Origin of the sequence: Bradyrhizobium sp. AZCC 1577 (assembly GCF_036924575.1) — a bacterium.
In the GTDB taxonomy this organism is placed as follows: domain Bacteria; phylum Pseudomonadota; class Alphaproteobacteria; order Rhizobiales; family Xanthobacteraceae; genus Bradyrhizobium.
This window is the reverse complement of record NZ_JAZHRQ010000001.1, coordinates 1,100,639-1,119,745: the sequence shown is the minus strand read 5'-3', so window position 1 is coordinate 1,119,745 and position 19,107 is coordinate 1,100,639. Positions and strand designations below refer to the sequence as shown.

The following is a 19,107-nucleotide window of genomic DNA, read 5'->3' as shown; positions in this document are numbered from 1 at the left end:
CAGAACCGGGATGGAAGCCATGACCTCGACCCCCGACCTCGTGATCCGCGGCGGCACCGTTGCCGATGGCAAGGGTGGCGACTTGTTCGAAGCCGACGTGGCGATTGCAGACGGCCGCATCACCGAAGTCGGCAAGGTAGCGGCAAAGGGCAAGGAAGAAATCGACGCCAAGGGCAGACTGGTTACGCCAGGCTTTGTCGACGTCCACACACATTATGATGGCCAGGTCACCTGGAGCCAGGACATCACGCCCTCCTCGCAGAACGGCGTCACCACAGCGATCATGGGAAATTGCGGCGTCGGCTTCGCGCCGTGCCGACCGGCCGACCATGTCCGACTGATTCAATTGATGGAAGGCGTGGAGGATATCCCCGAGCCGGTGTTGAGCGCCGGCATCCCATGGGCCTGGGAGAGCTTTCCGGATTACATGGAGTGGCTGTCGAAGAGAAGCTTCGACATGGACATCGGCGCGCAACTGCCGCACGCGGCTTTGCGCGTCTATGTGATGGGCGAGCGCGGCGCGCGCCGCGATCCCTCGACATCAGACGACAACAAGGCGATGGCAGCACTGGCTGCTGATGCGGTGCGATCAGGCGCGCTCGGCTTCTCGACCTCGCGCACGCTCAACCACCGCACCTCGACCGGCGATTTTACGCCGACGCTGAAGGCCGGCGAGGACGAACTGACCGCGATTGCCGCTGCGATGCACGCGCACGGCCGTAGCGTCTTTCAGTTCGTCCTCGATCTTTCCGGAATCGACGAAGATCTGCCGATGATGCTGCGGGTGGCGGAGAACACGAAGATCCCGGTATCGTTCTCGATCACGCAGAACGACAGAGCGCCGCAGCGCTGGCGCCAGACGCTCGACACCATCAGGGATGCTTCGGCGCGCGGCCTGTCGATTACGGCACAGATCGCGGCCCGCCCGGTCGGATTGATGCTCGGCCTCGAATTGTCGCGCAACCCGTTCCAGACTCATCCGAGCTACCAGGCGATTGCACATCTGCCGCTCACCGAGCGGCTCGCGCGGCTGCGCCAGCCGGACGTACGCAAGGCGATCCTGAGTGAGCACGCCACCGCGACCGACGATCCGCTGTTCTTCCGGCCGAACTACGACAAAATGTACCTGCTCGGTGATCCGCCGGACTACGAGCAGCCGCCGGAAAACACGCTGGGCGCCTAGGCCCGTCGCCAGGGCAAGCAACCGGAAGAACTCGCCTATGATGCGATGCTGACGGATGACGGCCGCGGCATGCTCTACGTGCCGTTCCTCAATTATGCCGACGGCAATCTCGATGCTGTCAGCGAGATGCTGCGCGATCCCAATGCCGTGCCGGGGCTCTCCGACGGCGGCGCGCATTGCGGCATCATCTGCGATGCCAGTTTCCCGACCTATCTCTTGACGCACTGGACGCGCGACCGCACCCGCGGCGAAAAACTGTCGATCCCGTTCGTCGTCGCCGCGCAATCGCGCAAGACCGCGCTTTCGGTCGGCCTCTACGACCGCGGCGTGATCGCGCCCGGCTTCAAGGCCGACGTCAACGTGATCGATTACGACCGTCTGCATCTGCATCCGCCAAAAGTGCATTACGACCTGCCGGTCGGCGGCCGCCGCCTGATGCAGCAGATCGATGGCTATGACGCCACCATCGTCTCCGGCGTGGTGACGCAGCACGCCGGCAAAGCCACCGGCGCGCGCCCGGGCAAGCTGGTGCGCGGCGCGCAGGGCTCAAAGCCGCAGATGGATGCGGCGGCGAGTTAAGACGGCGCCGTTTCGTCGTACTCGGTGTCGTCCCTGCGAACGCAGGGACCCATACGCCGCGGCTCATCGTCCAGGGCGATGTGGCAGACGTCTCGCTTAGACAATCAGCATTCGTGGTTATGGGTCCCTGCGTTCGCAGGGACGACGGATGGATTTGTTATTTCCTCACGCGAATTTCGGTTGTGCCGCTGCTTGCGCCATCAGCCTTGCGCGTTCCGTGTTCGGCCACAGCAGCAACAGTCCGAGCAACCCTGACGCCGCCATGATCACGGCGTTGATGGTGAAGCCGGTCATGTAGCCGTCGAGCGGCACCGCCGCATTCTGAATCACGGCGCCCATCACGAACGGCGCGATCATTCCCGCCAGCGTGTAGATCGCGCCATAGATTGCGATCACGGCGCCGCGCTGCTGCACCGGGGTGAATTCGCCGAGCATCGGCGGACAGACCACATAGATCGAGCCGCACAGCCCGGACCCGACGACGAGGAACGCAATCTGCCATCCCGCGCCGTTGACATAGGGTAGCACGGCAAGAATCGCCCCGCCGACGATCAGCGGCACCGAGCCGAGCACACCGCGCGCACCGCGCGTGGTATAGCCGCGCGTCAGCATCACCTGCGAAACCCAGCCCGTCAGCAGCACGATGGCCGCGCCGAACACCCAGGGCAAAACCGAAATCCAGCCTGCGTCTTGTTGCGAGAAGCCCAGCCCCTTGACGATGAATGGCGTGAACCAGGTGAGGCCGAGCGACAGCGCCCAATAGGCGCCAAAGGTCGCGGCGCAGCAGCCGATAAAGGTTCGCGAAGTTAGAAGCTGGAGATAGGGAACGCGCGGGTCGGCAGCGGCCGTTGTAACGGTCTGAACCAGCGGTCCCTCCTTTCCCATGACCAGCCACGCCGCTGCCCACATCAGGCCGACGATGCCGAGCGCGCCGAACGCATAGTGCCAGCTATGATTGACGATGATCCAGTTCAGTGCGGGCACCGCGAGGATCACCCCGAACGCCGAGCCCTGCGAAAGGATCGCGGTGGGCAGCGTCCGCTTTTCGTCGGGAAACCACTTGTAGACCGCGTGCGCCGCTACCGCGAACGCAGGTCCCTCCCCTGCACCAAGGATGATGCGGCAGATCACGAGCGTCGTAAATCCGACGGTGCCGACCATCGGAAACTGCGCCACCGACCAGATCACCGCCATCGCGAGCAGCACCCAGCGGGTATCGATGCGATTGACGATAAAGCCCACGACGATGGCCGAGATGGAAAACAGGAAAAAGAACGAGGATCCGAGAAAGCCGAACTGTTCCGGCGAGAGCTTCAGCTCATCCATGATCGGCGCGCCGGCAAGCCCGACGACGATCTTGTCGGCAAAGTTCACCAGCATGAACAGAAACAGCAAGAAGGTAATTGTCCAGGCGCCCTTGGGCGTCCCCTTGGGCGTCGCTTGCGCGGTCATGGCTGGTTTCCCCGTATCTTTGCTGATTCTGTAGGATTGGCCGGTTTCGATGCTACAAGGGGGCTTGCGGGCAAGGCAACCGCGATTTCCGCAAATGCCCGCCGTGCAACTGCCGGCTGGTGCGACAGGCGCACGCCACAACCGGATCACGATCGCGGCGCGGCGCGATTGAGGCCGTGATCGGGGACGCGTGCCCTGATATGTTGCATGCCATCACGTCGGGGGATTTTCATGGTCAGATCGGTCCATCGTCTCGAATGACCAAATACAATCCCAGTGCGACCGGCCCCGTGCTGCACGTGGCCGGCCTGACCAAGAGCTACCGCACCGCCGGCGAAGAGGTCGCGGTGCTGCGCGGCGTGAACCTGACGGTCGCTGCCGGTGAGAGCGTCGCACTCACCGGCGAATCCGGCAGTGGCAAGAGCACGCTCTTGCACCTGATCGCCGGGCTCGATGCGGCCGACGGCGGCGAGATCAGGTTGGCGGATGCCGCAGTCGCCGAACTCAGCGATGCCGAGCGGGCGGAAATGCGCCGCGACCGGCTCGGCTTGGTGTTTCAGCAATTCAACCTGGTCCCGAGCCTCACCGTGGAAGACAACCTCGTTTTCCAGTCGCGCATCGCCGGTCGTCACGATGCGGCCTGGCACCACGAACTGGTGGAGCGGCTCGGGCTCGGCCGCTTCCTGAAGCGCTATCCCGAGCAATTGTCCGGCGGTCAGCAACAACGCGTCGCAATCGGCCGGGCATTGGCGGTCAAGCCGCTATTGCTGCTCGCAGACGAGCCGACCGGCAATCTCGACGAGGACACGGCGGACGAAGTGCTGGCGCTGGCGCGCGACCTGGTGACGCGCAGCGGCTGCGGTTTTCTGTTGGTGACGCACAGCGCGCGGCTCGCAGCAACGCTCGACCGCCAGGTCAACCTCCACGCCGGGGTGATCGCGTGAAACGCGCGCTGTGGACGCTGGCCGTGCTGCTGAGCCACTGGCGGCGGCACCCGATGCAGTTGGCGACCCTGCTGATCGGGTTGATCTCGGCGACCGCGCTGTGGAGCGGCGTGCAGGCGCTCAATCAGCAGGCGCGCACATCCTATGATCGCGCCGCCGCTACGTTTGGCGGCACGCGCACCGCCATGCTGGTCGCCCGCAACGGCGTAACTTTTCCGCAAGAACTCTTTGTCGAGTTGCGCCGCGCCGGCTGGCCGGTCTCGCCGATGCTCGAAGGCCGCATCCAGATCGAGGGACGGTCGTTGCGGCTGCTCGGCATCGAACCCGTTACGCTGCCCGCTGAAGTCGGCAACGCGCCGACGATCGGCAAAGCCGGCCTGCAATCCTTCATGACGCCGCCGGGCGAGATCCTGGTGGCGCCGGAAACGCTTTCCGACCTCAAGCTCGCGGAGGGCGCGCGTCCACGAGGCGATGGCGGCGCACCGCTGCCGCCGCTTCGCGTGCAGCCAAACCTGGTGCCCGGCGTGCTGGTCGTCGACATCGGCATTGCGCAGAACCTCCTGAAAATGCCGGACCAGCTTTCGCGGCTCCTGATCGGCAAGGCGACCGGGAGGCACGCGCCGCTTGAAAGCGTTGCCGGCGACAAGCTTCGGCTGGTCGAAGCCGATGCGGAGACCGATCTCGAACGTCTCACCGACAGTTTTCACCTGAACCTGACCGCGTTCGGGCTGCTGTCGTTCTTTGTCGGCCTGTTCATCGTCAATTCGGCGATCGGGCTCGCCTTCGAGCAGCGGTTGCCGACCTTGCGCACCTTGCGCGCCTGCGGCGTCTCGGCGCGGATGCTGAACGCCGTGCTGGTGCTTGAACTGGTGGCGCTGGCACTGGCCGCGGGGCTGATTGGACTCGTGTGCGGTTACTTCATCGCCGGCGCGCTACTGCCTGACGTCGCCGCATCGCTGCGCGGGCTCTATGGCGCGCAGATTCCGGGACATCTCACGCTCAAGCCGCAATGGTGGATCGCGGGCATCGCCATCAGCATCTTGGGCGCGCTCGCAGCGGCGGCTGCCAGTCTCACCAAGGCGCTGCGGCTGCCGTTGCTCGCCACCGCCCAGCCCTTCGCCTGGCAACAGGCGCAGCGGCGCTGGCTCATTTACCAGAGTGCGCTGGCGCTCGTCGCGTTCGCAGCGGCCGGCGGCTTTTTGTGGTTTGGCGATTCCCTGATTTCTGGCTTTGCCGTGCTCGCTGCAATAATGCTCGGCGCAGCGCTGATCCTGCCGATGTTTCTGGAAATCGTGCTGTCGCTTGGCCAGCGCTATGCACGAGCCCCGCTCGGAATCTGGTTCTGGGCCGACAGCCGCCAGCAATTGTCGGGATTGTCGCTCGCCCTGATGGCGCTGTTGCTTGCATTGGCGGTGAATGTCGGCGTCTCCACCATGGTCGAGAGTTTTTCCCGCACGTTTCTGGTCTGGTTGGACGGGCGGCTGGCCGCAGAAATTTATGTCAACGCCGCCAACGACGCGCAGGCACACGAGATCAAGGCGTGGCTTCGCGAACGCCCCGAGGTCGAGGCGATCCTGCCCGGCGGCCGTGCCGATACGCAATTGGCGGGCGCGCCGATCGAGGTGCTGGGCCTGTCCGATCACGCCACCTATCGCGACAACTGGCCGCTGCTGCAATCGACTGAGGATGCCTGGGTCAAGCTTCGCCCTGGCGATGCGGCCCTTGTCAGCGAACAACTGGCGCGACGGCTGCATCTCTCCCTTGGCGACCGAATCGAAGTGCCCGCGTCAGGCGGAAACTGGACGCTCAACGTGGTCGGCATCTATGCCGATTATGGCAACCCCAAGGGCCAGATCGCGGTGAACTTCGCCGCGCTGACGCGGCGCTTTCCGGAAATCCCGCTGACGCGCATGGGACTGCGGGTCGCCTCGCCAAAGATCCCGGCGTTGATCTCGGCGCTGCAGGAAAAATTCGGCCTCGACGATCGCAATGTCGCCGACCAGGCGACGATGAAGGCGGAATCGACGCGGATCTTCAACCGCACTTTCGCGGTCACGGCGGCGCTGAACGCCTTCACGCTCGGCGTCGCCGGCGTGGCGCTGTTGACGAGCCTCTTGACGCTTGCCAATTCCCGCCTGCCGCAACTGGCCCCATTGTGGGCGATCGGCGTCACGCGGCGGCGGCTCGCGGCCATCGAGCTGTTGAAGACGACCTCGGTGGCGTTGATCACCACCATCTTTGCGCTTCCGCTGGGTTTGCTGGTCGCGTGGTGCCTGCTCGCGATCGTCAACGTCAAGGCGTTCGGTTGGCGGTTGCCGTTTCATGTCTTTCCGCTGCAATTGCTGTGGCTCACCGGCGTCGCGATGGCGGCAGCGGTTGCGGCTTCCGCGCTCCCCGTCATCAGGCTGGCGCGCATGCAGCCGACCAGCCTGATCAGGATCTTTGCCAATGAACGGTAGCGGTCTCATTACCCGCCGCTGCTTCATCGGCGGCGCGCTCTTCGCCGGATTCGGCGGCGAGGCACTCGCGCAGGGCTTTGCCGGGCTTGGCGATAGCGCGGATGGATTTGCGCCGGTCGTGCCGGGCAGGACATTTGGTTTTCCTGCCGACCACGGCCCACATCCGGAATTCCGCATCGAGTGGTGGTATGTGACGGCCAATCTTAGCGATGTCAGCGGAGCAGCCTACGGCGCCCAATGGACGCTGTTTCGCCAAGCGATCGCGCCGGGCGGACCGCGAGAGGGCTGGGCCAACCAGCAGATTTGGATGGGCCATGCCGCCGTCACCCGCGAAGATACTCATCGCTTCAGCCAGACGTTCGCGCGCGGCGGTGTCGGCCAGGCCGGCGTCGAGGCCAACCCGTTTCACGCCTGGATCGATGCCTGGGAGATGCGCGCCCTCGATTCCGTGAATGACGACAATATCGCACCGCTGGAACTGAAAGCATCGGGCCCCGACTTCAGCTACACGCTGCGCCTGGACGCGGATCGGCCGCTGGTGCTGCAGGGCGAAGGCGGCTACAGCCGCAAATCGCTGCGCGAACAGGCCTCCTATTACTACAGCCAGCCGCATTTTGCGACGACGGGCATCCTCACCATTGACGACAGGCCCATCGACGTCACCGGCATGGCCTGGCTCGATCGCGAGTGGAGCAGCCAGCCGCTGGCCGCGGATCAAAGCGGATGGGATTGGCTCTCGCTGCATTTCAACGCTGGCGACAAATTGATGCTGTACCGGATGCGCCAGACCGACGGCCAGCATTATGGCTCGGGCAAATGGATCGCGCCCGACGGCACGGCCGAGCAACTCGCCTCCGCGGATATCGCCATGACGCCGCTCGCGTTCACCGAGATTGGGGCGCGAAAAATTCCGACCACATGGCGCATCGAGGTTCCGAGCAAGGCGCTCAGAATCGAGTGCACGCCGCTCAATCCCAGGAGTTGGATGGGCACGAGCTTTCCCTATTGGGAAGGCCCGATTCGCTTCGCAGGCAGCCACACGGGGGTGGGCTATCTGGAAATGACGGGCTATTAAGCCCGCGCACGAAACAGGGGAGTTTCAGCGATGTATCATCTCACCGCGCTCGTCAGCTTGCTGGCGATCCTGGTCTACTTCTACTCGTCCGTTCGTGTGTCGCAGGCGCGCGGCAAATTCGGCGTCAAGCTGCCGGCGATCTCGGGCAATCCAGATTTCGAGCGCGTGTTTCGCGCGCAGATGAACACGCTGGAATGGCTGCCGATCTTTTTGCCGGCGCTATGGCTGTTCGCGATTTATATCAGCGACAGCATCGCCGCTGCGCTGGGGCTGGTCTGGGTGATGGGCCGCATTCTCTATATATTTGGCTACGCGAAGTCGGTCCCACAGCGCAGCCCCGGCTTTGCGACTCAGGCGCTGGCGACGATCGCGCTGTGGGTCGGCGCATTCGGCGCCATCTTGTGGCGGTTGGTGCAGGGGTGACGGACACGCTTCTCTCTCCCCACGTCGTCCCGGGCAAGCGCAGCGCGACCCGGGACCCATAACCACCGATGGCAATTGTTGCGCGACGCTGGGGCCATCGCCCGGCGCAACCAACAACCGCCTGTGGTTATGGGTCCCTGCGTTCGCAGGGACGACAAAAAAGCTTACTTCACCAGCGGGCAGCCGGAATCCTTCGCCGCCGGGAACGCCTTGTCGCCCGGCACCACGGTGAGCTGCTTGTAGTAATCCCACGGCTTCTTCGATTCAGATGGCTTCTTGACCTCGAACAGATAGAGGTCGTGCACCATGCGGCCGTTTTCCAGCACCTTGCCGCCTTGCGCAAAATCGTCGTCGACCGGGAGCTCCTTCAACTTCTTCGCCACCGCCTCGGTGTCCTTGGTGCCCGCCGCTTTTACCGCCTTCAGATATTGCAGCGTCGCCGAATAGGTGCCGGCCTGGATCATGTTCGGCATGCGGCCGGTGCGCTTGAAGAAGCGTTCGGCGAGATTGCGGCTCTTGGCGTCTCGGTCCCAGTAGTAGCCTTCGGTCAGCACCAGGCCCTGGGCGGCGTCGAGGCCGAGGCCGTGCACTTCGGCAAGCGTCAGCAACAGGCCGGCGAGCTTCTGGCCGCTCTTGACGATGCCGAATTCCGCCGCCTGCTTGATCGAGTTGGTGGTGTCGAGGCCGGCATTGGCGAGACCGATGATCTTGGCTTTCGAACTCTGCGCCTGCAGCAGGAAGGAAGAGAAGTCCGACGAGTTCAGGGGAATGCGGACTGCGCCGAGCACCTTGCCGCCCTTCGCCCTGACGAAATCGCCGGTGTCTTTTTCCAACGCATGGCCGAAGGCGTAGTCGGCGGTCATGAAGAACCAGGTATCGCCGCCGGATTCCACCAGCGCACCGCCGGTGCCGTAGGCGAGCGCGTGCGTATCGTACGCCCAATGGAATCCATACGGCTGGCAGGAATCGCCGGTGAGGCGCGAAGTCGCAGCACCCACGACGATGTCGATCTTCTTCTTCTCCTTAGAAAGCTCGTGAATCGCGAGCGCGACGGAGGAGGTCGTCAGCTCCGTGATCATGTCGACGCCCTCGACCTCGTACCAGCGCCGCGCGATCGCGGTGGCGAGATCCGGTTTGTTTTGATGGTCGGCGGAGACGATTTCGATCTTGTGGCCGAGCACCTCGCCGCCAAAATCCTCGATCGCCATCTTGGCCGCTTCGAACGACCACTTGCCGCCGTAATCGGCGTAGACCCCGGACTGGTCGTTCAAAATGCCGATCTTGACGCCCTGCGCCGATGCCGGCGCGGCGAGCAAAAGACCAACTGCCGCAGCGGCGGCCAACAATCCCGACTTCATTCTTTTCTCCAGGAATTTTTTGTCAGAGGAACCTCGCGACTTTATTCAATAACCCCGCGAGTGCCCATCCATTTCAGATCAGCCAAAAGTATTGGGGAACTTTGATCGAAACTGCGCCGTCATTGCGGGGCGCGACGAGCGCGAATTGACACCGCCGCCCGCTTCTTGCCCTTGCCCTCGGCGAGGTTGCGCACGATGACGTAGAAGATCGGCGTGAACACCAGGCCGAATAGCGTGACGCCGATCATGCCGAAGAACACGGCGACGCCCACCGCCTGCCGCATCTCCGAGCCGGAGCCCGACGAGATCACCAGCGGCAACACACCGAGGATGAAGGCAAACGACGTCATCAGGATCGGCCGCAACCGCAGCCGGCAGGCTTCGATCACGGCATCCAGGCGCGCCTTTCCTTCGAGTTCGATATCGCGCGCGAACTCGACGATGAGAATGGCGTTCTTGGCCGCCAGCCCCACCAGCACCACGAAACCGATCTGGGTCAGGATGTTGACGTCCTGCCCCATGATCCGCACACCGACGGTGGCAGCGAGCAGGCACATCGGCACGATCAGGATGACCGCGAACGGCAGGCTCCACGAGCCATATTGCGCCGCCAGTACCAGATACACGAACAGCACGCAGATCGGGAATACATAGAGGCCCGCGCTGCCGCCGGTAACCTGCTGGTAGGACAGATCGGTCCATTCGAACGAGAAACCGCTCGGCAGCGTTTCTTCGGCCAGCTTCTTCACGGTCTCGATCGCGGTCGCCGAGCTGGTCCCCGGCAACGTGTCGCCCTGCAGCTCGGACGCCGGATAGAGATTGTAGCGCGCGACGCGGTCGGGGCCGGAGATGTCGCTGAAACTCACAACGCTGCCGAGCATCACCATGTCGCCGGCGGCGTTACGGGTGCGCAGGCGTGCGAGATCGGACGTCTCCTTCCGGAACGGCAGATCGGCCTGCGCCGTGACGCGGTAGGTGCGGCCGAACAGGTTGAAGTCGTTGACATAGGACGAGCCGAAATAGGTCTGGATCGTATCGTTGATGTTCGCAATCGGCACGCCGAGCTTCTGCGCCTTGACGCGGTCGATGTCGACGAACAGTTGCGGCGTGTTGGCGGCAAACGGCGAGAACACCTGGGTCAGGCCGGGCGCCTTGCGCGCGGCGCCGACCAGTTCGTCGGTTGCGGCCGCGAGCATTTCCGAGCCGCGGCCCTGACGGTCCTGGATGCGCATGGTGAAGCCGCCGCCGGTACCGATGCCGGGCACCGCGGGCGGCGGAATGACGATGATGAAGGCACCCTGGATGCTCGCCAGCCGCGCGCGCAGATTGTTGGCGATCGCGCCTGCGGAAAGCCCCTTCTTGTGGCGCTCTGCCGGATCTTCGAACACGGGGAATAGCGCGGCGGCATTGCCCGCCTGCGTCCGCGTTGCGCCCGAGAAGCCGGCAAATGCCGCGACACGAATGATGCCCGGCGTATCCAGCGCAATCCGCTCGATCTCGCGGACCACTTCGGTCGTTCGCGCCAGCGAGGCCGCACCCGGCAATTGCACGGAAACGATCACGTAGCCACGGTCCTGCGCCGGAATGAAACCTTGCGGCGTCGTCATCAACAGCCATCCGGCGCTGCCGATCAGCGCCGCATAGAGCACCAGCATCACTACCGCGTGCCGGATCACGAAATCGGCGGTGCTGGCATAGCCATGTGCCAACCGGTCGAAGCCGCGATTGAACACGCCGGTAAAGGCGCCCCAACCGCGGGCGATGAAATTCCAGCGTGCCGGCGGCCTCTTGTCCTCATGCGGCTGCAGGATCAACGATGCCAGCGCCGGCGACAGCGTCAGCGAACAGAAGCAGGAAATCGCGGTCGCGACCGCAATGGTGACGGCGAACTGCTGGAAGAACTGCCCGGAGATGCCGCCGAGGAAGGCGGTCGGCACGAACACAGCGCACAGAACCAGCGCGATCGACACCAGCGCGCTGCCAACCTCCTGCATGGTGCGGAGCGCGGCGTCGCGCCGGCTCATGCCATGTTCGAGGTGGCGCTCGACGTTTTCGACCACCACGATCGCGTCGTCGACCACGATGCCGACCGCCAGCACAAGGCCGAACAGCGTCAGATTGTTGATCGAGAACCCGAGCGCCGCCATCACCGCAAAGGTGCCGACCAGCGAGACCGGAATCGCGATGATCGGGATGATCGCCGGCCGCCAGCCTTGCAAAAATACCAGCACCACGATCACGACCAGCGCCATCGCCTCGTAGATCGTCTTGATCAGCTCGCTGACGGACTGCGCGATGAATTCGGTCGGGTTGTAGCCGATGTTGTAGTCGAGCCCCTTCGGGAAGCTCGCCTTCAGTTTCTCCATCGTGTTGGAAATACTCTTGGCGGTCGCCAGGGCATTCGAGCCCGGCCGCTGCGTCACCAGCATGGCGACAGCGGATTTGCGCAGCAGAAAACTGTTGGTCGAATACGCCAAAGCACCGAGTTCGATCCGCGCAACATCGCGCAGCTTGACCGTGCGCCCGTCGGCGCCGGCCTTGACCACGATCTCCTCGAATTGTTTCGGGTCTTTCAGCCGGCCGGTAAAGGTGAGATTCGGCGAAAAGGCGCGGTCGCCGATCGGCGGCTCCGCAATCTGGCCACCCGCGATCTGCACGTTTTGCGAGCGGATCGCCGCCACCACTTCGCCCGCGGTCAGGCCGAGCGTAGAGATCTTGTCGGGGTCGAGCCACAGCCGCATCGAATAGTCGCGCGCGCCGAAGATCTGAATGTCGCCGACGCCGTCGAGCCGCAGCAACTCGTCCCGGACCTGCAGCAGCGCGTAGTTGGAGATGTAGAGCTGGTCGAACGTATCATCCGGCGACAGCATGAACACGACCATCAGGATGTCAGGGCTGTTCTTGCGGGTGATGACGCCGTTGCGCTGCACCTCTTCGGGCAACCGCGGCTGCGCGATCGCGACGCGGTTCTGCACCAGCACCTGGGCCTTGTCGAGATCGGTGCCGAGCTTGAAGGTGACCGTGATCGTCAACTGCCCGTTCGAGGTGGCCTGGCTGTAGAGATACAGCATATCCTCGACGCCGTTGATCTCCTGCTCGATCGGAGCGGCGACGGTGTCGGATACGGTTTGCGCAGAGGCGCCGGGATATTGCGTAGTGACCGTCACCGTCGGCGGCACCACTTGCGGATATTCGGAGACCGGCAGCGTGGTGTAGGCGATCGCGCCGACGATCAGAAGCACGATCGACAATACCATCGCCAGGATGGGCTGGTTGATGGAGAGGCGGCCGAGATTCATGTCTTGGCACCGGCCGGCTTGATCTCACCCGGCTGCGGGCTGACCTTTGCCCCCACCCGTGCCCGTTGCAGGCCGTCGATAATGACGCGGTCTTCCGGCTTCAGGCCTTCACGGATCACGCGCAGGCCTTCATCGAGCGGTCCGAGCGTCACCTGCTTCGCCTCGACCGTATTGTCGTCCTTGACGACAAAAACGATCTTGCGCGACTGGTCGGTCGCAACTGCCGTGTCCGGCAGCAGCAGCGCCTCATAAGGCCCGCTGCCGACGATCCGGACGCGGCCGAACTGTCCGGGCAGGATCGAGAGATCCTTGTTCGGGATCACGGCGCGGCTGCGCAGCGTACCCGTCGACACGTCCAGGCGATTGTCGAGGAAATCCATCTTGCCCTCATGCGAGGGCTTGGTTTCGCCGGTCAGCGTCACCTGGACCGGGTTCGGCGTGTCGCGCGAACTCGGCCGCCTGCCTTCGAACCAGAGCCGGCTGTTTCGCAAGTAAGTCGCCTCGTCGACATCGAAATAGATGTAGATCGGGTCGAGCGAGACGATCGAGGTGAGCAGCGTGGCGCCGCCCTCGGAGCCCTGCACGAGATTGCCTGGCGTCACGAGATGGCGGCTGACGCGGCCGGTGATCGGCGCCATCACATGGGTGAATTCGATGTTGAGCTTGGCGGCCTTGAGCGCGCCTTCGGCCTGCATCTCCGCGGCGCGCGCCGCCTGCAGGGTCTGGCGGCGCTGGTCCACGACGGAATCGGACACCGCCTGGGTTTGATTTAATGTCAGCGCGCGGTCGAGTTCGCGTCTGGCGAGTTCCGCTCTCGCGCGCGCATCGGACAACTGCCCGTCGGCCTGTTCGGCGACCGCCTCGAACGGACGCGCGTCGATCACGTACAGCAGATCACCTGAGCGCACGATCGCGCCGTCGCGGAATTCGACGCTGGTCACGAACCCACCGACGCGGGCGCGAACCTGGACCTCCTGGATGGCCTCGAAGCGGCCGGTGAATTCGTCCCAATCGGTAACGGTGCGTTTCACCGGCTGCGAGACCGTGACCGATGGCGCCGCGGCGGCTGGCTGTTGCGGCGGCTTGTCGCCACAGGCGGACAGCGCAAGCGCGAGCAATGGGGGCAACCATTTGAGACCGCGAAGTGAGTGACCATCACGGCTTGCCGCAGCCGGGCGTTTCAATGGCTCAGTCGTGCTCAATCCCATCTCCCCCTGCATTCTCAACATCCTGATCGATGGAAAAGCTTGCCGTGGAACTTAGTTGCGGAGGCCACAGATGTGATCGGTTCCCAGTCTCGTCAAGAACCGGCTGGGATCAAGCACAATCGTTATGCATCAGCGTAGTCAACGCTCTTCGCAACGCACGATTTCGCATTTTCGCATTGCGATGAAAGCGGAACCCGTTGCGACGAACGGCCAGCTAGTCGCCGCCTGATGACGAAAACGTGACATCGTGCAGAGACTCTCGCCCCGCCCCGCCCTCGTCATTCCGCGGCGCGCCTCTTGGCGCAGGCTTGCCGCCTTCAAGCATGACGTCGCCGATTTCCTCGGCTAACCTCGCCGCAAGGCCCGCCACAAGGGCCAGAAAAATGTCCGGGGAGGACAATCGTGCACAGAGGGCGTGTCGTATTCGGCGCCATGGACGAGGTCGTGTTCGGACGGCCGGCGTCCGAGGCGCTTGTCGCGCAGGTGGATCGGCTCGGCACGAGGCGCGCCTTCCTGATGGTCAGCGGCACGCTCAACCGCGAAACCGATGTGATCGATACCATCCGCCGTGCGCTGGGACCGCGCTGCGTCGGCACGTTCGACGCGATGCCGCCGCACACGCCGCGCTCAGCCGTGATCGCCGCCAGCGAACAGGCCCGCGCAGCGGATGCCGATCTCATCGTCACGATCGGCGGCGGGTCGATCACCGACGGCGCCAAGGCTGTGCAGCTCTGCCTCGCCAACGACGTCCGCAGCGCAGATGACATCGACCGGATCAAGGCCGGTCGCGGCGGCTCACCGCAACTTGCCGCGCCGACGGTGCGCCAGATCAGCGTGCCGACGACGATCGCTGGCGGTGAATTCTCCTCCACGGCCGGCGTCACCAACGAGAAGACGAAGGTCAAGGAAGCGCTGCGCCATCCGCTGCTGATACCGCGTGCCGTGATTCTCGACCCCTGGCTTGCCCAACACACGCCGGAATGGCTGTGGCTGTCGACCGGTATCCGCGCCGTCGACCATTGCGTCGAAGGCATCTGCTCGCGCGAGGCTCACCCATATGGCGATGCGCAGGCGCTGAAGGGCCTATCGATGCTGGCGCAGGCGCTGCCACGGGTGAAGGCCGCGGCCGGCGACCTCGACGCGCGGATGGATTGCCAGATCGGGACCTGGCTTTCGACCGGGCCTCTCGCTTCCGGCGTGCCGATGGGCGCCAGCCATGGCATCGGCTACGTGCTCGGCGCGGAGTTCGGAGTCCCGCACGGCTACACCTCCTGCGTGATGCTGCCGTCGGTGATGCGATGGAACAAGTCAGCGAATGCCGAACGTCAGGCGCTGGTCGCAGCCGCCATGGGCCATCCGAACGAGGACGCCGGCGACGTGCTCGATCGATTCATTCGCAATCTCGGCATGCCGCGCAGCCTGCGCGAGGTCAAGGTTGGGCCTGAGCACTTCGACCGCATCGCGCAACAAGCGATGGCAACGCCGTGGGTGCCGCGCAATCCGCGCAAGATCGATGAACCGGCGCAGGTACGCGAGATTTTGGACATGACCGCGTAAGGAGACCGAAGCCAATATGTACACCGGCACACATGCTCACCTTCGTCCGCTGCAGCCCGCCTTCATCATGGCTTCCACCGGAGAGGCCGTAACCTATCGTGAACTGGAGGCGCGCACGAACCGGCTGGCGCACTTGTTTCGCAACCGCGGACTCAAGCGCCTCGACCACTATTCGATCTTCATGGAGAACAACAGCCGCTACCTCGAGGCCTGCGGCGCCGGCGAACGCAGCGGGCTTTATTATACCTGCGTGAACTCCTACCTGACCGCGGGCGAGCTTGCCTACATCCTCACAAACAGCCAGTCGCGCATTCTCATCACCTCGAAGGCAAAGCTCGACGTCGCCCGCGAGGCGCTGAAGGAATGCCCCAAGGTCGACTTGTGCATTGTCGCGGACGGCGACGGCGAGAGCGACCGCATCGTCGGGCTTGAGCAGGCGACGGCAGGCCTCCCGAAGACGCCGAGATCGGACGAATGCATCGGCACCGCGATGCTCTATTCGTCGGGCACCACGGGCCGGCCGAAGGGCATCCTGCGGCCGCTGCCCGAACAACCTCCGCTTCAGAACCTGGCGATCTTCGATTTCCTGCACGGCGTCTGGCACTACCGCGAAGGCATGATCTACCTTTCGCCGGCGCCGCTGTATCATTCGGCGCCGCAGGCGGCGGTCAATCTGACGATCCGCGCCGGCGGCACCGTCATCATCATGGAAAGTTTTGATCCGGAAAGATATCTGGAGCTGGTTCAAAGATGGGGCGTTACCCACACCCAGCTTGTGCCGACGATGTTCTCGCGCATGCTGAAGCTGCCAGAGGATGTCCGCAAGCGCTATGACCTCTCATCGCTCGAGATCGCGATCCACGCTGCCGCGCCCTGCCCGGCTGCGGTGAAGGACGACATCATCAAATGGTGGGGGCCGATCATCCATGAATATTACGGCGCCACCGAAGGGCTCGGCTTCACCGCCTGCAACACCGAGGAATGGCTGGCCCATCGCGGCACCGTCGGCCGGGTGATGCTCGGCGACCTCCATATTCTCAACGAGGACATGCAACCCTGCCCCCTCGGCACGCCCGGCACGGTGTGGTTCAAGACCGCAACCCCCTTTGAATATTTCAACGACCCGGCCAAGACCCAGGAAGTGCGTTCGCCGGACGGCAGCATGAGCACGGTCGGCGACGTCGGCTATGTCGACGAGGACGGCTTTCTCTATCTGACCGACCGCGCGACCTTCATGATCATCTCCGGTGGCGTCAACATCTACCCGCAGGAATGCGAGAACCTCCTGATCACTCACCCCAAGATCGCCGACGCCGCCGTGTTCGGGGTGCCGAATGCCGACCTTGGCGAGGAGGTAAAGGCCGTGGTGCAGCCGATGCCGGGCGTCTCGCCGGGACAGGAACTGGCCGACGAACTGATCGCCTTCTGCAGCCAGTCGCTTTCGCGCCAGAAAGTGCCGCGCTCGATCGATTTCGAGGCCGAACTGCCGCGGCTGCCGACCGGCAAGCTCTACAAGCGCCTGTTGCGCGATCGCTATTGGGGCAACAAGACCTCGCGGATCGTGTGAGCATGCGACGATGTGAGATGGCCAACCCGAACACAGACGTCGCGACACCCGGTGGTGCGGTGCATCATCCGGCGAGACATTCCAGCGCGAGCCGCAACATGACGGCTACGCTGCAACCAATCCGCCGCTTTCGCAGCGAACGGCCGGTTGGCGCGCATGTTCCGCCGCACGGATTTCGATTAGTTCGAATTGCCGATCTGTGCATTGTCTTGGCCGGTTGCCCGGACGCGCGGGCATGCTATCGTCTGATGCAATCGGCCGTTTCGAGACCGAGCACATATGGGAGGGGATCATGCGGAGCGTTCATGCGCTTGCCGCCACAGCGTTGTTGTTGCTGCTGCTGCCGGCTTATGATGTTGCATCGGCCGGCGAGCCGAAGCAGGGCGGCATCCTCAGGGTCTATCATCGCGACAGCCCGGGCAGCGCCTCGATCCATGAAGGCGCGACCTTCTCGATCAACGTTCCCTTCATGCCGGTCTTCAACAACCTCGTCATGTTCAAGCAGGACGTCGCGCAGAACAGCGCAGACTCCATCGTCCCGGATCTGGCGGAGAGCTGGGCCTGGAGCGACGACGGCAAGAAACTCACTTTCAAATTGAAGCAAGGCGTCAAGTGGCATGACGGCAAGCCGTTCACCTCAGCCGACGTCAAATGCACCTTCGACATGCTGATGGGCAAGTCGCAACAGAAGTTTCGCCAGAACCCGCGAAAGTCCTGGTACAACCAGGTCGAGGACGTGACGACAAACGGCGATCTCGAGGCATCGTTCAGCCTGAAGAGGCCGCAGCCGGCGTTGTTGTCGTTACTAGCCTCCGGCTACACCCCGGTTTACCCCTGCCACGTCTCCCCGGCCGACATGCGTACCAAGCCGGTCGGCACCGGCCCGTTCAAATTCGTCGAGTTCAAGGCCAACGAATCGATCAAGCTCACGAAGAATCCCGACTACTTCAAGAAGGGCCAGCCGCACCTCGACGGCATCGAGTTCACCATCATCACCAACCGTTCGACGGCCATTCTCGGATTTGTCTCCGGGAAGTTCGACATGACTTTCCCGACCGAAGTGTCGATCCCGCTCTTGAAGGAGGTCAAGTCGCAGGCGCCGAATGCAGTATGCGTGGTCGAGCCGGTCAACGTCTCGACCAACATCATCGTCAACTCGTCCGCCCCGCCGTTCGACAATATCGACATTCGCCGCGCGCTGGCACTGGTGCTCGACCGCAAGGCCTTCGTCTCGATACTGTACGAGGGACAGGCCGACATCGGCGGCACCATGCTCCCCGCACCGGGCGGCTTGTGGGCGATGCCGAAGGAAATGCTGGAATCGATTCCGGGTTACGGTCCCGACGTCAACGCCAATCGGGAGGAGGCGCGCAAGCTGATGCAGAAGGCGGGCTATGGACCGGACAAGCGCCTCGCCGTCAAGGTCGCCACGCGCAACATCCCGATCTACCGCGATCCCGCCGTCATCCTGATCGACCAGATGAAGAGCATCTATATCGACGGCGATCTCGACGTCGTCGATACCGCACAATGGTTCCCGAAGGTCGCCCGCAAGGATTACTCGCTCGGCCTCAACCTCACCGGCAATGCCGTCGACGATCCCGACCAGTCATTCTACGAAAACTATTCTTGCGGCTCGGAGCGCAACTATACCAACTACTGCAACAGGGAAATCGAGAAGCTGTTCGACGAGCAGTCGATGGAGAAGGATGCCGCCAAGCGTAAGAAGTTGGTCTGGGAGATCGACAAGAAGCTGCAGGAAGACGTGGCGCGGCCGATCATCTTGCACGCCCGCCAGGGCTCGTGCTGGCAGCCTTATGTCAAGGGCATCACCATCATGGTGAACAGCTCCTACAACGGCTACCGTTACGAAGACGTCTGGATGGACAAGTAGCGTTCGGCCGAGAGAAGCCGGTGTGACGGTAAATTTCGAGCGCGCAATTTTGTGTCCGTCATTGCGAGCGAAGCGAAGCAATCCACCTCTCTGCACGAGGATAGATGGA

At 63.6% G+C, this 19,107-nt stretch carries 11 protein-coding genes and 1 pseudogene; 8 read left to right on the top strand and 4 right to left on the bottom strand.

The window, feature by feature from the left end; genetic code table 11:
* The first annotated feature begins 19 nt into the window (after positions 1 to 19).
* Positions 20 to 1,762: pseudogene (locus tag V1278_RS05135) on the top strand (N-acyl-D-amino-acid deacylase family protein).
* A 165-nt stretch (positions 1,763 to 1,927) separates the two neighbouring features.
* Here the strand turns inward: V1278_RS05135 and V1278_RS05130 are convergent.
* The gene (locus V1278_RS05130; RefSeq protein WP_334379910.1) at positions 1,928 to 3,214 is read right to left on the bottom strand and encodes an MFS transporter; all 1,287 of its coding nucleotides are present in this window, start codon (positions 3,212 to 3,214) and stop codon (positions 1,928 to 1,930) included.
* Between the two features lie 257 nt (positions 3,215 to 3,471).
* Between V1278_RS05130 and V1278_RS05125 the strand changes: the two genes are divergently transcribed.
* From V1278_RS05125 to V1278_RS05110, 4 genes are read left to right on the top strand one after another with little or no spacing between them, the layout of a single operon-like run.
* Entirely contained in the window at positions 3,472 to 4,158 is a 687-nt protein-coding gene (locus tag V1278_RS05125; protein ID WP_334365448.1) for an ABC transporter ATP-binding protein, read from the top strand.
* Positions 4,155 to 6,617 carry an ABC transporter permease gene (locus V1278_RS05120; RefSeq protein ID WP_334379909.1) on the top strand — a complete coding sequence of 821 codons (2,463 nt, stop codon included), beginning with the start codon at positions 4,155 to 4,157 and terminating at the stop codon, positions 6,615 to 6,617. Before V1278_RS05125 ends, V1278_RS05120 begins: the two co-directional genes overlap by 4 nt.
* Positions 6,607 to 7,692 carry a lipocalin-like domain-containing protein gene (locus tag V1278_RS05115; protein WP_334379908.1) on the top strand — a complete coding sequence of 362 codons (1,086 nt, stop codon included), beginning with the start codon at positions 6,607 to 6,609 and terminating at the stop codon, positions 7,690 to 7,692. Before V1278_RS05120 ends, V1278_RS05115 begins: the two co-directional genes overlap by 11 nt.
* A 30-nt stretch (positions 7,693 to 7,722) precedes the next feature.
* A complete protein-coding gene (locus V1278_RS05110; RefSeq protein WP_334379907.1) occupies positions 7,723 to 8,115 on the top strand; it encodes an MAPEG family protein in 393 nt (130 codons plus the stop codon).
* Positions 8,116 to 8,279: 164 nt separating this feature from the next.
* Here V1278_RS05110 and V1278_RS05105 read toward each other — a convergent pair whose 3' ends face one another.
* The 3 genes from V1278_RS05105 to V1278_RS05095 form a co-directional block, all read right to left on the bottom strand.
* On the bottom strand, positions 8,280 to 9,473 hold the full coding sequence (locus V1278_RS05105; protein ID WP_334379906.1) for an ABC transporter substrate-binding protein: 1,194 nt from the start codon (positions 9,471 to 9,473) through the stop codon (positions 8,280 to 8,282).
* A gap of 119 nt (positions 9,474 to 9,592) precedes the next feature.
* Positions 9,593 to 12,772, bottom strand: coding sequence for an efflux RND transporter permease subunit (locus V1278_RS05100; protein ID WP_334379905.1), 3,180 nt, complete (start codon positions 12,770 to 12,772; stop codon positions 9,593 to 9,595).
* A complete protein-coding gene (locus V1278_RS05095) occupies positions 12,769 to 13,980 on the bottom strand; it encodes an efflux RND transporter periplasmic adaptor subunit (RefSeq protein ID WP_442893783.1) in 1,212 nt (403 codons plus the stop codon). Before V1278_RS05095 ends, V1278_RS05100 begins: the two co-directional genes overlap by 4 nt.
* Positions 13,981 to 14,382: 402 nt before the next feature.
* On the opposite strand from V1278_RS05095, the gene V1278_RS05090 reads away from it, so the two are divergent.
* The 3 genes from V1278_RS05090 (at position 14,383) to V1278_RS05080 (ending at position 18,998) form a co-directional block, all read left to right on the top strand.
* On the top strand, positions 14,383 to 15,537 hold the full coding sequence (locus tag V1278_RS05090; RefSeq protein WP_334379903.1) for an iron-containing alcohol dehydrogenase: 1,155 nt from the start codon (positions 14,383 to 14,385) through the stop codon (positions 15,535 to 15,537).
* A 16-nt stretch (positions 15,538 to 15,553) separates the two neighbouring features.
* Positions 15,554 to 17,104: an AMP-binding protein gene (locus V1278_RS05085; protein ID WP_334379902.1), complete on the top strand. Its 1,551-nt coding sequence runs from the start codon at positions 15,554 to 15,556 to the stop codon at positions 17,102 to 17,104.
* A gap of 292 nt (positions 17,105 to 17,396) precedes the next feature.
* Entirely contained in the window at positions 17,397 to 18,998 is a 1,602-nt protein-coding gene (locus tag V1278_RS05080; protein WP_334379901.1) for an ABC transporter substrate-binding protein, read from the top strand.
* The last annotated feature ends 109 nt before the right edge of the window (positions 18,999 to 19,107 follow it).

What these genes read in the sequence shown, in the direction of transcription:
- V1278_RS05105 (WP_334379906.1), bottom strand. Translation starts at nt 9,473, where the DNA reads ATGAAGTCGGGATTGTTGGCCGCCGCTGCGGCAGTTGGTCTTTTGCTC.
- V1278_RS05095 (WP_442893783.1), bottom strand. Translation starts at nt 13,980, where the DNA reads ATGGGATTGAGCACGACTGAGCCATTGAAACGCCCGGCTGCGGCAAGC.
- V1278_RS05110 (WP_334379907.1), top strand. Translation starts at nt 7,723, where the DNA reads ATGTATCATCTCACCGCGCTCGTCAGCTTGCTGGCGATCCTGGTCTAC.
- V1278_RS05115 (WP_334379908.1), top strand. Translation starts at nt 6,607, where the DNA reads ATGAACGGTAGCGGTCTCATTACCCGCCGCTGCTTCATCGGCGGCGCG.
- V1278_RS05130 (WP_334379910.1), bottom strand. Translation starts at nt 3,214, where the DNA reads ATGACCGCGCAAGCGACGCCCAAGGGGACGCCCAAGGGCGCCTGGACA.
- V1278_RS05080 (WP_334379901.1), top strand. Translation starts at nt 17,397, where the DNA reads ATGCGGAGCGTTCATGCGCTTGCCGCCACAGCGTTGTTGTTGCTGCTG.
- V1278_RS05085 (WP_334379902.1), top strand. Translation starts at nt 15,554, where the DNA reads ATGTACACCGGCACACATGCTCACCTTCGTCCGCTGCAGCCCGCCTTC.
- V1278_RS05100 (WP_334379905.1), bottom strand. Translation starts at nt 12,772, where the DNA reads ATGAATCTCGGCCGCCTCTCCATCAACCAGCCCATCCTGGCGATGGTA.
- V1278_RS05125 (WP_334365448.1), top strand. Translation starts at nt 3,472, where the DNA reads ATGACCAAATACAATCCCAGTGCGACCGGCCCCGTGCTGCACGTGGCC.